The 13704-nt window shown below is 71.5% G+C and carries 15 protein-coding genes; 2 read left to right on the top strand and 13 right to left on the bottom strand.

Annotated features, from left to right (window positions below):
- Positions 1-27: 27 nt before the first annotated feature.
- The 3 genes from VFC33_03985 to VFC33_03975 all read right to left on the bottom strand — a co-directional run bounded on the left by VFC33_03985 (position 28) and on the right by VFC33_03975 (position 2087).
- On the bottom strand, positions 28-981 hold the full coding sequence (locus VFC33_03985; protein HZR12388.1) for a pirin family protein: 954 nt from the start codon (positions 979-981) through the stop codon (positions 28-30).
- A gap of 24 nt (positions 982-1005) precedes the next feature.
- The gene (locus tag VFC33_03980) at positions 1006-1620 is read right to left on the bottom strand and encodes a DUF2231 domain-containing protein (protein ID HZR12387.1); all 615 of its coding nucleotides are present in this window, start codon (positions 1618-1620) and stop codon (positions 1006-1008) included.
- Positions 1621-1697: 77 nt separating this feature from the next.
- On the bottom strand, positions 1698-2087 hold the full coding sequence (locus VFC33_03975) for a phosphomannose isomerase type II C-terminal cupin domain (protein HZR12386.1): 390 nt from the start codon (positions 2085-2087) through the stop codon (positions 1698-1700).
- Positions 2088-2135: 48 nt separating this feature from the next.
- On the opposite strand from VFC33_03975, the gene VFC33_03970 reads away from it, so the two are divergent.
- The gene (locus VFC33_03970) at positions 2136-3347 is read left to right on the top strand and encodes a cytochrome P450 (GenBank protein ID HZR12385.1); all 1212 of its coding nucleotides are present in this window, start codon (positions 2136-2138) and stop codon (positions 3345-3347) included.
- Positions 3347-5185 carry a DUF2207 domain-containing protein gene (locus VFC33_03965; GenBank protein ID HZR12384.1) on the top strand — a complete coding sequence of 613 codons (1839 nt, stop codon included), beginning with the start codon at positions 3347-3349 and terminating at the stop codon, positions 5183-5185. The genes VFC33_03970 and VFC33_03965 overlap by 1 nt, the downstream gene beginning before the upstream one ends.
- Positions 5186-5236: 51 nt before the next feature.
- Here the strand turns inward: VFC33_03965 and VFC33_03960 are convergent, their stop codons facing one another.
- The 10 genes from VFC33_03960 to VFC33_03915 form a co-directional block, all read right to left on the bottom strand.
- Positions 5237-5416: a hypothetical protein gene (locus VFC33_03960; GenBank protein HZR12383.1), complete on the bottom strand. Its 180-nt coding sequence runs from the start codon at positions 5414-5416 to the stop codon at positions 5237-5239.
- Complete coding sequence (locus tag VFC33_03955; protein ID HZR12382.1) at positions 5413-6105, bottom strand: DUF3618 domain-containing protein; 693 nt, start codon at positions 6103-6105, stop codon at positions 5413-5415. Before VFC33_03955 ends, VFC33_03960 begins: the two co-directional genes overlap by 4 nt.
- Positions 6081-6470, bottom strand: a complete 390-nt coding sequence (locus VFC33_03950; protein HZR12381.1) for a phage holin family protein — start codon at positions 6468-6470, stop codon at positions 6081-6083. Before VFC33_03950 ends, VFC33_03955 begins: the two co-directional genes overlap by 25 nt.
- A gap of 26 nt (positions 6471-6496) precedes the next feature.
- Positions 6497-7192, bottom strand: coding sequence for a hypothetical protein (locus VFC33_03945; protein ID HZR12380.1), 696 nt, complete (start codon positions 7190-7192; stop codon positions 6497-6499).
- Positions 7193-7317: 125 nt separating this feature from the next.
- Positions 7318-8427: a hypothetical protein gene (locus VFC33_03940; GenBank protein ID HZR12379.1), complete on the bottom strand. Its 1110-nt coding sequence runs from the start codon at positions 8425-8427 to the stop codon at positions 7318-7320.
- Between the two features lie 12 nt (positions 8428-8439).
- Positions 8440-9315, bottom strand: coding sequence for a TIGR03619 family F420-dependent LLM class oxidoreductase (locus tag VFC33_03935; protein ID HZR12378.1), 876 nt, complete (start codon positions 9313-9315; stop codon positions 8440-8442).
- A 98-nt stretch (positions 9316-9413) separates the two neighbouring features.
- Entirely contained in the window at positions 9414-10775 is a 1362-nt protein-coding gene (locus VFC33_03930) for an ABC transporter substrate-binding protein (GenBank protein HZR12377.1), read from the bottom strand.
- Between the two features lie 111 nt (positions 10776-10886).
- Positions 10887-11354 (bottom strand): hypothetical protein, encoded by a 468-nt coding sequence (locus VFC33_03925; GenBank protein ID HZR12376.1) that lies wholly within the window; start codon positions 11352-11354, stop codon positions 10887-10889.
- A 17-nt stretch (positions 11355-11371) separates the two neighbouring features.
- On the bottom strand, positions 11372-12505 hold the full coding sequence (locus VFC33_03920) for an amidohydrolase family protein (GenBank protein HZR12375.1): 1134 nt from the start codon (positions 12503-12505) through the stop codon (positions 11372-11374).
- 13 nt (positions 12506-12518) lie between these two features.
- Positions 12519-13703, bottom strand: coding sequence for a CoA transferase (locus VFC33_03915; GenBank protein ID HZR12374.1), 1185 nt, complete (start codon positions 13701-13703; stop codon positions 12519-12521).
- Position 13704 lies beyond the last annotated feature (1 nt).

Below are 13704 nucleotides of genomic sequence, written 5' to 3'. Positions count from 1 at the left end.
TGCCGCATCTTCACGCCGGCGTCAGCGTCACGCGCCCGCGGGGATCTGACCCATCCGGCCGGACTCGAAGTCCTCGAGCGCCTGGACGATCTCGGCCTTCGTGTTCATCACGAACGGTCCGTACCAGACGACCGGCTCGCGGATCGGCCGACCACCGAGCACGAGCACGTCGAGGTTCGGCGCGTGCGCGTCCTGCGCCTCGTCCGCCGCGAGCTCCAGCGTGTCGCCGTCACCGAACACGGCGAGGCGGCCCGTCTCGACGGGCGCGTGCTCGTCGCCGACCGACCCGCGCCCCGACAGCACGTACGCCAGCCCGTTGAAGTCGCGCGGCCACGGGATCGTGACGCGCGCGCCCGGCGCGAGCGTGACGTGCGCGAGCGCGATCGGCGTGTGCGTCGAGCCGGGACCGCGGTGACCGTCGACGTCGCCCGCGATGACGCGGATGAGCGCGCCGCCGTCGGGCGAGCGCAGCAGCGTGACGTGATCGGGCTCGATGCCCTGGTACGCGGGCGGCACGAGCTTCTCCGCCTTCGGCAGGTTGACCCACAGCTGGACGCCGTGGAACACGCCACCCGTCGCGACGAGCTCCTCGGGTGGCGTCTCGATGTGCAGGATCCCCGACCCCGCGGTCATCCACTGCGTGGCACCGTCGGTGATGAGACCCCCGCCACCGGTCGAGTCGTGGTGCTCGAACGTCCCGTCGATCATGTAGGTGACGGTCTCGAACCCCCGGTGCGGATGCCACGGCGTGCCCTTGGGCTCGCCCGGCGCGTACTCGACCTCTCCCATCTGGTCCATGTGGACGAACGGGTCGAGGTACCGGGCGTCGACGCCGGCGAACGCGCGCCGCACGGGGAAGCCCAGACCCTCCGTGCCGGTCGGTGCGGTCGTCACCGCGAGCACGGGGCGGGCGTGCGAGCCCGGCCCGGGCGGCGCGATCGCGGGGACGGTCAGGATGTCGTCGACGGTGACTGCAGGCATGCCGTCGTCAACGTGGTTGCACGTTCAAATATGCCCGACGGTCGGCGCACCCGGCCCGTCGTCGGTGGGCGCGGTCGGCTTCTGTCCGGGCAGGACGTCGACCTCCGAGCGGTGCCACACCGGGCTGTCGCCCGCCGTCTCCACGTTGAACCCGTAGTCGTAGGCCAGGGACCCGCCGAGCGTCCCGCCGACGAACGTCAGCAACGCCGCGGCGACGCTCAACGCCACGATGAGCGGCGGCGTGTGCGGCCGGTCCCAGTACACGGCGATCCGCACGACGACGTCGACGAGGACGATCACCGTCACGGTCACCATCGTCAGCATGTGCGCGTTCGCGGTCCGACGCGCCTGCGTCCCGGGCTCGGTGGAGCGCAGCCAGTCCCAGAACCCGGTGAGCGCGGCGAGCAGCGACACGCCGGCGCCGGCGATGATCGTGAAGCTCGCCGCCCGGTAGAAGTCACGGGCCCAGTGCTGATGACGGCCCGCGAGCGAGATGACGTCGAACGCCGCCGCGAGGACGTAGGCGCCGACGGGAACGTCGGTGAGCGGCGGGTGGAACGGCTTGCCCGCGAAGCCCCGCAGCCCCTTGAACTTCCGGCCCGTCAGCGTGAGTGCCGGACGGAACGAGAACCGTCGCATCGCCGCCTCCCTCAGTTCTAAGATGTATCGGAGTTGTTTTTACACTCCGACGGCCCCCGAGGCAACCACCGCGTCGGTCAGGTCCTCCCGTAGTCGTCGTCGAGGCGCTCGATGTCGTCCTCGCCGAAGTAGTCGCCCACCTGGACCTCGACGAAGACGAGGGGCTCGTGGCCGCGGTTGGCGATGCGGTGCGCGGCGCCGCGCGGGATGTCGATCGCGTCGCCGGGACCGAGCCGACGCTCGTCGCCGTCGAGCGTGACCGTCGCCCTGCCGCCCACGACGAACCAGTGCTCGGCGCGGCGGGCGTGGCGCTGGTAGCTCAGGCGCTTCCCGGGCCGCACGGTGATCCGCTTCACCTTGTGGGTCGGCTCGTCCTCCAGCACGAGGTAGCCACCCCAGGGACGCTCGTCCTGCTCGCGCTCGTCCTGGTCACGTTCCGTCTCGGGCATCCGGAGAATCTCGCGCACGGTGTGGCCCGCGATCGAGAGCCGGTGAGCACCTACGATCCGCGGCACATGACGGAACCGGCGACGACCTTCGACCCCTTCGACCCGGGCCAGGCCCACGACGCGTGGGCGCTGCTCGCGGAGCTGCGCGCCGAGGCACCGGTCGTCGAGATCGCGGGCGGGATGCACTACGTGACCCGTCACGAGGAGTGCCGGGCGATGCTGCGCGCGACCGACGCGTTCTCGAACGCGTCGGGCTTCAAGGCGCCGGGTGTCGAGATCCCGCTCCCGGACCGTCTGCTCGGGGAGCTCGACCCGCCGTTGCACACGCCCGTGCGGCGGGTGATGGTCACCGCGATGTCGCCGCGGCTCGTCCACGCCGCGGAGCCGTTCATCCGCGACACCGCGCACGCGCTCCTCGACGCGCTCGGCACGGGCGACGCCGACCTCGTCGCGGGGTTCACGGTGCTGCTGCCGAACCGCGTGACGGTGCACCTGCTCGGTCTCCCATCCGCGGACGCCGACGCGCTCGCGGCGTGGGCGAAGGAGCTCATGGAGAGCCCGTTCCCGCGGACGAACGCGACCGAGCGCGGCGTCGGCTTCGCCGCCGCGTTCCCCGAGTTCGCCGGCTATATCGACGGCAAGATCGACGAAGCCGAGGCCCAGCTCGCGCGCGGCGAGGAGCGTGACGACGTGCTGGCGCGCCTCGTCACGCTCGAGGTCGAGGGCTCGCGTCTCCCGCGTCGACAGGTCCGTGCGCTCGTCCGCAACCTCATCACCGGCGGGCTCACGACGACGAGCCAGCTGCTCGGGAACCTGCTCTACGAGATCTTCACCGTCCCCGGCCTCGAGGCGGCCGTGCGCGCCGACGACGACGCGCTCGCGCGCGCGGTCGAGGAGAGCCTCCGCATCGCGCCTCCGGTCCTGTTCGTCCCGCGCGGCTGCACGCACGACACGACCGTCGCGGGCGTGGAGGTGCACGAGGGCGAGCGCATCATCGCCGGGACCGCGTGCGCGAACCGCGACGAGCGGATGTTCGAGGCACCCGACGAGTTCCGCGTCGACCGGCCCAACGCGGACCAGCACCTGACGTTCGGATACGGGCCGCACGTCTGCCCGGGCGCGTCACTCGCCCGCACCGTCGCGCGCGTCGGCATCCGCGCGTTCCTCGACCACTTCCGGCCCGGCACGGTACGCCTCGCCGACGGCTACGAGTTCGAGAACGTGCCGACGTTCTTCGAGGAAGGCCCGCGCCGTCTGCCGGTCGTCGTGACGGGTTGATGCGCCGCGCCGGCCCGTTCGTCGCGGTCGCCGCCCTCGCACTCGTGGCCCTCGCCGCCCCCGCCGGCGCGGCAAGGGCGCCGCGACCCGGTGCGGACATCGACACCGGGATGGAGCGTGTCGTGCGGTTCGACGCCGTGTACGACGTCGCACGCGACTCGTCCGTCACGGTCACGGAGACCATCGACTACGACTTCGCGTCCACCGCGCACCACGGCATCGAGCGCGACCTCGTGGTCAAGCAGCGCAAGGACAGCCGCAACGACCGCGTCTACCCGCTGGACGTGCTCGCGGTGTCCGCCTCGCCGGGCACGCCGGCGGGCTCCAAGGTGCTCGACGAGCCCGGCGGCGTGAAGCGGATCCGCATCGGCGATCCGAACCGCGAGATCACCGGCCGCCACCGCTACGTCATCCGGTACCGGCTGCGCGGCGTGCTGAACGGCTTCCCCGACCACAACGAGCTCTACTGGAACGTCACCGGTGACCAATGGCTCGTCCCGATCGAGGCGACGTCGCTACGCGTCAACACGCCCACGCCGCTGACGCGCGTCGCGTGCTACGTGGGCCCGCGCGGGTCGACGCTCGCGTGCGACGGCGCGACCGGCGTCGCCGGCGCGTCGAGCGCGACGTTCACGAACGCGCGCCTCGCACCCGGATCGGGGCTGACAATCGTGGTCGGGATGCAGCCGCTCACGTCCGTCGGCGCGCCCGCGCCCAAGCCGATCCTGCAGGAGCGGTGGTCGTTCACCCGCGCGTTCGCGGCGACGCTCGTCACCGTGCCCGTCGCAGTGCTGCTGTTCCTCGCGGGCGTGGCCGGTGTCGTCGCGCTCGTCTGGCGCCGCGGTCGCGACCGGCGTGCGGTCGGATCCGCGATCGACATGGCGTTCCCGGACGCGGGCGCGCCCGACGAGGCGCGGCCCGTCTTCGAGCACACCGAGACCCCCGTGCAGTACGAGCCACCCGACCGCCTCCGCCCCGGGCAGCTCGGCACACTCGTCGACGAGGAGGCGAACCCGCTCGACGTGACCGCGACGATCGTCGACCTCGCGGCTCGCGGCTACCTGACCATCACCGAGATCCCGAAGCACGGGCTGTTCGGCAAGCAGGACTGGACGCTCAGGCGCACCGGTCACGACGCGGACGGGCTCCTCCCGTACGAGACGACGGTGCTGGGCGGGTTGTTCCGCGAGAAGACGTCGGTCCAGCTGTCCGAGCTGCGCAACAAGTTCGCGTCGAGGATGCACGAGGTCCAGGACGCGCTGTACGACGACGTCGTGGCAGAGGGATGGTTCGTGCGTCGCCCCGACCGTGTGCGCGGGTTCTGGCGCGCGGTCGGTGTCGTCGCGCTCGTCGTGACGGGCGGCGTCACGTTCCTGCTCGCCAAGTACACGCACCTCGGGTTGCTCGGCGTGCCGCTCGTCGTGGCCGCGCTCGTGCTCCTCCTCTGCGCGCGCTGGATGCCGAGTCGCACCGCGAAGGGCACCGGCATCCTCGTGCGCGCGATGGGGTTCCGCCGGTTCATGGTCGAGTCCGAGAAGGAGCGCGCCCGGTTCGCCGAGCGCGCCAACCTCTTCTCGGAGTACCTGCCGTACGCGGTGATGTTCGGCGTGACCGAGAGGTGGGCCCGCGCGTTCGCGGGCCTCGACGGTCAGGTGCCCGCACCGTCGTGGTACGTCTCCGACCACCCGTTCGAGGTCGCCGGGTTCGCGCACGCGGTCGACGGCTTCAGCGTCGCCTCGTCGGGAACCCTGACGTCCACACCCGGGAGCTCGGGTGGCAGCGGGTTCGGGGGCTCCGCGGGTGGCGGTGGCGGCGGGGGCGGCGGCGGCGGCTGGTGACCACACCGTTGTGACAGCCGTCGCCGCGGCCCCGGCCGCGAACTCGCCCCGTTACAGCAGGCCCTTCACCTTCCCGAGCAGCTTCTGGGGGTCGATCCCGTACTGCTGCAGCAGGTTCGACTGCTGCTCGTGGTCGACCTGGTCCGGCAGCTGCTGCTGCGCCTGCTGCGCCTTGTCGTGCTGTCCCTGTTCCTTGAGGAAGTTGACGATCGTGTCCTTGTCGATGTTCATCGCACCGTTCCCTTGACGTCCTGGGCCGCGCCCTTCGCGTCGTCGCGCACGTCGCTCGCCGCGTCCTTCGTCTGCGCCGCGACGTCGCGCGCCGCGTCCGTGGCCGTGCCCTTGACCTCCTGCACGGCGCCCTGTGCCGACTCCTTGAGGTTGCCGGCGAGCTCGCGGCCCGTCTCCGTCGCGCGCTCCTCGAGCGGCTCGAGCCGGTCCTGCACCGCGCTCGCCGCCTGACGCTCGGGCTCGGTCGCCGGGAACAGTGACGCGATCAGGAGACCGGTGCCGAACGCGATGATCCCGGCCGCGATCGGATTGCCCTGCGTCGCGCGCCGCACCTCCTGCGGCGCCTCACGCGTCTGCTCGGCGAGCGTCGATGCCGCGCTCGACATCCGGTCGCCCGCGCTCGACGCCATGTCGGACACACGATCGCTCGCGCTCCACGCCATGTCGGAGACACGATCGCCCGCGCTCGACATGCCGCTCTGCATCCGTGCACTCGTGCCGGTCGCACCGTCGGACGCGCTGCCCATGACCGTCTCCCTGATCCTGACCATCCCGTGCCGCAGGCGCGACGTGCGCCTGCGCACCATCTGCTTCGGGCTGAGCCGGTCACCGATGGCGTCGACCGTGACCGTCAGGTCGCCGCGCACGTTCTCGATGTCGCGCCTCAGCTCGTCCGTGCTCTCGCCCACTGGACGTCCTCCTTCAACGTCTGGATCGTCTGCTCCGGCGCACCGACCCGCTTCATCTGGTCCCGACCGCGCAACGCGACGACCGCCGCGACCACGCCGTAGATCACCCCGATCACGAGGAACGCCCAACCGGTCGGGATGACGACCGCCAGCCCCCATGCCGCCGCGAACGACACGAGCAGCAGCGCGAGCATCCCGGCGACCGCGGCCGCGCCGAACATGGCCGCGCCCCGGCCGGCGCGCGTGAGCTCCTCCTTGGTCTCCGTCTTCGCGAGCTCGATCTCCTTGCGCACCAGGAGACCGAGGTCCGACGTCATCTCGGAGAACAGCTCTCCGAGCGACGCCTCGTCCGGGTTCGCCGCCATCTCGTCCCCTCCCGTGTCCGTGCCCGTCAGTACGTGCCGCGGGTGCCGCGACCCGGAAGGGTCACGTCGCGCTCACGCACGTCGATGTCGTCAGGCGACGCGAGGTAACCGGTCGCACCGGTTGAGGTCCCGACCGACGGCTCGGGGTACGGCGTCGGGTACTCGTGGCCGTACCCGCCGTACGACGCGCCGGTTCGCGACGCCTGCTGCAGCTGCTGCGACTGCGTCGAGCCGTCGCCGCTCGTGGCGCCACGCAGCAACCGCCCGACGAGGAACCCAGCGCCCGCGGCGCACACGAGGAACGCGCCCGGACGGCGGCGTGCGAACGACTCGACGTCGTTCACGATCCCGTCGAAGCCGCGCGACTGCAACCGGTCGGCGAAGTCGGACACCTTGCCGGCGGCCTGGCGCGCGTAGTCGCGCACCTGGCCCGCGTCGTCGACGCGGCCCTCCGAGAGGGCGCGCGCCTGGTCGCTGATGCGACGCAGCGCCGAGGCAGCCTCGCCGGTCTGCGACCGGGCCTGCTGGTGGAGCTGGTCCTTGGCCTGCTGTGCGACGTTCGCGGTCTGCGTGCGGACCTCGTCGGCGACGTCTCCCGCGCGCTCCTTGGCGCTCTGCGCGACGTCCGTTGCCCGGTCACCGGCGTGCTGCGCGACGTCCTGCGTGCGCTGCGTCGCGGTGCCCGTAGGCGACGACGACGGATTCGTGTCGTTGCGTTCCATCCCGATCCTCCCCGGCACGTTGCGATGCCTACGTCTGTTCACCGGGGTGACGGACGAAACCTCGGCCGCCGCAATGAACGCGTTCGCCGGGGTGCGCGACGTGGCGCGCTGTCCTGTCTACGCAGTCACGGCGCCACCGACGACAGGTCGGCGAAGCCCGACGGGTCGTGGCGTCCGATCGACGCGTGCTCGAAGATCCCGTAGCCCTCCGCACCGTCGAACGTCGCTCGCGCGACATGGTCGACGACACCGAACGGCGCGCGTGCCGCGACGTCGGGCGCGTCGAGGTCGTACACCTGCGCGTCGACCCAGCCCTCGCCCATCCACCGGCCGTGCGACCAGTCGGGGTCACCGCCGTACCCGGCACCGATGTTGAGCGCGATCGAGCCCCGCGTCTCGACGTCGAGCGTCAGCGGCTTGCCACCCCGTTGCGTGAGATGGATCGTCGCCCGTTCCGGGTAGCGGGTGCCGGAGCGGTAGCCGATCTCGAGCTCGGGCCAGCCGAGCTGCTCGGGCGGGCGGCCGCTGTCGGCGGGCCAGATGCGCACCGCGTCGCTCATCGTGCGGTACCCGTCGGCGCGCTCCTGCGCGAGGACCATCACCGCGAAGTCGTCGAAGCGCAGCGGCGCCCAGATCCACCAGAACCCGCCGCCCTCGTCGACCGGTCGGCCGGGCGGCTCCGCCTCGCCGACGGGACGGATGCCCCACGAGCGGTCGCGTGTGCCCGTCCACTCGCGGTCGTCGACGGTGAGCTCCTCGCCGTCGACGAGCACGACGCCGCTCCAGGCGCCGAGCTGCGCGAACCGGCACCCGTCGAGGATGATCTTGTTGCCGGAGCGTTGGACGTGACGCGGCTCGTCGATCGCGGGGAACGCGGCGTCCCACGTGAGGTCGAACGCGAGACCGTGCGCGTCGCCGTCGCAGACCGTCCGGATGCGCTGGAGCGGTTCGACGACCTCGAACCGGATCGGACCGACGCGCTGCTCCATCCGGTCGTCGCGGAGCGCGTCCGACGTGCGCACCGCCCACTGCCGGCGACCGCGGCGCACCGTCGCGTACGCGTCCATCACCCCGAGGTGCGGGTACACGCCGAGACCGGTGATGAGCTCCACCTCGCCGTCGCGGCGGAAGCAGTGCATGATGCAGCGGTCGTAGACGTTGCGGTCGCTCGTGTCGAAGTACCGCATCGAGACGGGTGCCTGGTGGATCGGGTACTCGTCGAGGGGATGGGCCACCGGGTCTGCCTCCTACTGAGTCTTCGTGATGATCTCGTCCGCGTACCAGCGCAGCGCGTCGAGCTTCTCCTGGAGCGTCTGCGTGTCGGGCCCCGCGACGTACGGGTCGCGGAAGCCGACGATGACGTCGGTGACACCGAGCTCCTCGAGCCGTCGGATGCCGTCGACCGAGAACCCGTCGATCGACCCCGCGTACACCGAGAACGGGACGTCGGCTCGGCCGTACTCGTCGCGGAGCGCGTCGAGGCGTTCGAGCATGCGCGCGAGGTCGTCGGTCGCGCCGCCGGCGAACATCCACCCGTCGCCGAGACGAGCCGCGCGCTTCAGCGCCGCGTCGCCGTGACCGCCGACGAGCAGCGGGAGGGGTTCGGTCGGCGTCGGACAGAGCTTGATGCGGGGGATGTCGTACACGTCGCCGTGGTACTCGAAGAACCCGCCCGCGGCGAGCCCGCGGATGATCTCCATCGACTCGTCCATGCGCTTGCCGCGGCCCTCCCACGGCACGTCGCACACCGCGTAGTCCTCCGCCCACGGGCTCGTGCCGACGCCGAAGTCGAACCGGTTGCCGGTCATCACGGCCACGGTCGTCGCCTGCTTCGCGACGAGCACCGGATGCCGGATGGGCAGCTTGACGACGAACGTCGCGAAGCGCAGCGTCGTCGTCACCGCACCGAGCGCGGGGATCATCGCGAACGGCTCGAGGAACGGCTTGTCGTCGAGGAACTCGCGCGTGCCGTCCGCGTTGTACGGGTACCGCGAGTCCGCCTCGGCCGGGTAGCAGATGCTGTCGGGGACGACGAACGTGTCGTACCCCGCGTCCTCGGCGGCCTGCGCGAGCGGGACGTAGAAGGACGGGTCGGTCATCGACTCGGCGTACGCGAACCGCATCCACGCATCATGGTCGATGCACGACGCGCTCGTCAGATGACGCGAGATGCGGCACTGACGTACGGAATCCGTACGTCAGTGCCGCATCTCGGCCGCGGTCAGCTCTTCGCGAAGCCGGGGAGGTCGAAGGCGTTCCCGGGGCTGCAGTTGAAGATGCCGTTGTTGGGCTTCGTCAGCTGCTCGTCGACCTGGAAGCCCGACGGGGTGGCCCGGATGAGCACGAAGCACTGGTTCGCGGGGCTCGTCCCGTTCCCGGGCGTCGACGGCGCGTGCAGGCCGCCTGCGGTCCAGTCGGTGACGGCAGCTGCCTTCTTCATCACACAGTCACGCGTGACGTCGTTGCCGCATGCCTTGACGCTCTTCGCCCACAGCAGCCACGCCGACCACGAGTTGATCCCGAGTGCCTTGGGCTTCGCGCCGTTGGCGTACTGGGCGAGGATGTCGACGTACTGCTTCGTCGCGGGATGCGAGCTGGCGAGCTCGAACGGCACGATCCCGGTCGTGACGAGCACGTTGCCCGTCAGAGCGGCACCGCCGTTCTGGATGAGCTTCTGGTCGTACATGTTGCCGGCGAACAAGCCGTACTTCGGCGTGTAGCCGAGGTCCTTCAGCGACCGGTACAGCGCGGCGAGGTTGTCGGGCGCGTTGACGTACTCGAAGATCTGCACGCCCTTGCTCTGCAGGTTCTGCGCGTACGGCCGGTAGTTGTCGACGAGGATCGGTGCCTCGTCGTAGTACACCTCGTTGAAGCCGACGACCTTGGCCGCGGCCCGGTCGCGGTCGCCGGCGTCCTTGACCGACTGCAGCTGGCTGCTCAGCAGACCCCAGTGCTTGGTCGCCTCGGGGTCGGCCTGCTTGATCGCCTTCATCGCGCCGCCGAGCGTGCTCTGGTAGATCGACGTGGGGATCGGCTGCAGCGACATCGGCGCGGTGCCCGCCTGCTTCGACACGGCGTACGCGGGGATCTCGGCGAGCTTGCACTTCACGCGCTGGTCGACGCCCGAGGAGTCGAACGCCTCGCCGTTGCCGACGAGCATGAAGTCGCTCTGGCACGCCTGGATCATGCGCGCCGCGACCTCCGTCAGCTTCGAGTCCCACTTGTCGAGCTGCAGCTTGCGCCCGTGGATCCCACCTGCCGCGTTGCACCACCCGACGAACGCGTCCGCGGTGTCGAACAGCTCCTGGTCGAGACCGGGCTGCACCTGCGCGCCCGGATCGGCCATCGTGCCGACACGGATGGACGTGTCCGTCACGCCCTGCTCGGTCGCGCCCTTGGCGTTGCCCGACCCGCACACGCCCTTCACGTCGCCGAAGTCACCGGCCGCCGCGCCGCCGCTCGACCCCGACGTCGCGGACGTGTTCGAGCCGTTGCTCTTGCTCGACTTGCTGCTCGACCGGCTGCAGCCCGTGGCAACGAGCGCGAGCGTGACGAGCGGAACGCACCACAGGGCCTTCTTCACGACCGCTCCCCCCGGATGTCGTGCGCGGCTACGAGGTGACGAGGATGCGTCATTCTGGTGAAGAGCGCGCGCGAAGGCAAGCACGCCCCTCGGCGACGCGTCGCGTGTCGTTCACGCGCCGACGTCGGAGTCCGTGCGCGCACCGAACCACGCGGGTGCCTCGAAGGGCGGGTTCGGCAACGCGACGACGCCACGCTCGGCGAGCAGTCGCTCGAAGCCTTCGGGATCCGCGGGCACCGCGCGCGGGTCACCCATCATCACCTCGAGCAGCAATGCGCCTTGCGGACCGGCCTCGATCGGGCCGAACACCGCACCCTGATCCAACACGATGTTCGTCCCCGGACCGCACACGACGTCACCGACCGTGATCTCGCCCTCGATCACGTACACGATGTGGTCGCTGCGATGGCCGTGCCGTTCGACGAGCATGCCCGGGTCGTAGCGCGCGTAGAGGACCATCAGGTCGGGCGTCCACTCCAGGTACTTCTCGTGGATCGACACGCGCCGGTCACCGTGCTGCTGCGCCTTCACCTCCTGCCACGGCACGTCGTCGATGGTGGTGATCTTCAGCTCGGGCATGTCGCGGCGACCCTCCTTCACGCAACGGGCGCGGGATACGGGAGCGCGTAGAGACGGGCCGCGCACGCGCCGAGCACCGACGCGCGCGTGGCGGCGTCGAGGTCGGCGCGCCCGTGCACGATGCAAACGGTGTGGGGGAACGCGCAGTCCCAGTGGCAATAGTCCGACGCGTAGCAGACGACGTCACCGACGGTCTCGCGTACGTACGTGATCATCCGCTCGTCGGGCTCCGCGGTCACGAAGCAGTTGCCGGCGCGGAAGTACTCGGACGGCGGACGGTCGATCAGCGGCGCCTGGTCGGGTACGTGCTCCCAGTGCTCGTCGAGCCGTTCGAGCCAGAACGGCACCCATCCGACGCCGGCTTCCATGAAGCCCACTCGCAGCCGCGGGAAGCGCGCGAGCACGCCGCCCACGGTGAAGCACGAGACCGCGAGCATCGCGCCGAACGGATGCGTGAACGCATGCACGGTGAGCGTGGTGTCCAGTCGTTCGATCACCCACGGCACCTGGCCGGGCGCCTGCCCGCCCCCGTGCACGCACACCGCGACACCGAGATCCTGCGCGGTCCGCCAGACGACGTCGAACGCGGGGTGGTCGAGGTTGCGGTCGAGGACGTGCTGCGCCGTCACCATCCCGACCATGCCGTGCTCGCGGACGCAGCGTTCGAGCTCCGCGGCGGCGGCGTCCGGGTCGATCATCGGGAGCTTGGCGACGAGCTTGAGACGGTCGGGCGCGTGCGCGGCGTACTCGGCGCGCGCGTCGTTCAGCGTCCGGCACAGCGCGACGGAGAACTCGGGGTCGTGGAGCGCGAACTCCTCTCCTGCGCCCGGCGGGTACAGCACCGCGACGTCGATGCCCTCGAGATCCATGTCGTCGAGTCGCGCGACGGGGTCGTACATCCCGGCCCGCATCGCGGCCGCGGGCGTCAGCTCCCAGTCGTCGTCGGACCAACGCGTGTCGCGCGGGTTGGCCTCGTTGACCTGCATCCCGCCGCCCGGCACGGACCTCCCGCCCGACGTGTACTGCTCCTTGCAGGCGCGCACGTAGCGCACCATCCGGTCGCGGAAGCGGTCGGGGATCCGCCGGCGCCAGTCGAGCGGCTCGCCGCCGTGCCCGTCGGCGTCGATGACGTGCTCCCCGTACCGTCCCACGTGGCCGATGCTGTCACACGACGCCGGCGTCGCGGAGCCGCGCGAGGTCGCGTGCGTCGAGCCCGAGCAGGGTGCCGTACACGTCCTCGTTGTGCTCGCCGCGGGCGGGCCCCGCGTCGCGGATGTCGCCGGGCGTGCGCGACAGGCGGGGCACCGGCGCGACGAGCGTCGGCGCGCCCCCCTGGAGCGTGACGAGGTCGCCGCGCGCACGCACGTGCGGGTCGTCGCGCACCGCGCGCAGGTCGTTGACGGGCGCGGCGCCGACACGAGCGTCGCCGAGCTCGGCGAGGGCGTCGTGGCGCGCCCGCGACCCCACCCACGCCGCCACGAGCGCGTCGAGCTCGTCCGCGACCGCGAGGCGCGCGGCGGCCGTGCCGAAGCGGGCGCGTGACGCGTCGTCGTCGAGCCCGAGCAGCGGCAGCAGGCGCGCGACCTGCGCGTCGGTCGTTCCCGACACCGCGATCCACGCGCCGTCGGCGGTGCGGTACACGTTGCGCGGCACGCCGTTCGGGACGCGGCTGCCCGTGCGGCGAGGCGGCTGCTCCTCGGGAACCCATCCCGCGACGGTGCTGCCGAGCAGCGCCAGCACCGGCTCGTACATCGAGACGTCGACGTGCTGGCCCTCGCCCGTCGCGCGCTGGTGGAACGCCGCGACGACGGTGCCGAGCGCGCCGACGATCCCGGTGAGCATGTCGCCGATCGGCACCGACGAGAGCATCGGCGGGCCGTCGGCCTCACCCGTCAGGTCGGTGAGCCCGGCGAAGGCCTCGGCCAGGGTGCCCGCACCCGGGCGCGACGCGTACGGGCCGTCGGTGCCGTAGCAGGTGACGCTCACGACGACGAGCGACGGATGGAGCGCGCGCAGCTCGTCGTCGGTGCAGTGCCACCGCGCGCGGAGGTCGGCCGTGAGGTTCTCGACGACGACGTCGAAGTGCGGGACGAGCCGGCGGAGGACACGCTGCCCGTCCTCGCAGCCGAGGTCGAGCGTGACGCCGCGCTTGTTGCGGTTGGCGAACGCCCACGTCAGCGCGCGTCCGTCCCGCTGCGCACCCATGCGGCGAAGCGGATCGCCGCCCGGCGGCTCGACCTTCACGACGTCGGCACCGAAGTCGGCCAGGATCGCGGAGACGACCGGCGCGGCGAGCAGGTTCGACAGGTCGAGCACGCGCAGGCCGTCGAGCGCGCCCGGCTGCGTCACG

The sequence above is a fragment of the Acidimicrobiia bacterium genome (genome assembly GCA_035651955.1).
GTDB lineage: Bacteria > Actinomycetota > Acidimicrobiia > IMCC26256 > JAMXLJ01 > JAMXLJ01.
The sequence above is the reverse complement of the archived record's forward strand: the minus strand, read 5'-3'. Positions and strand labels throughout refer to the sequence as shown.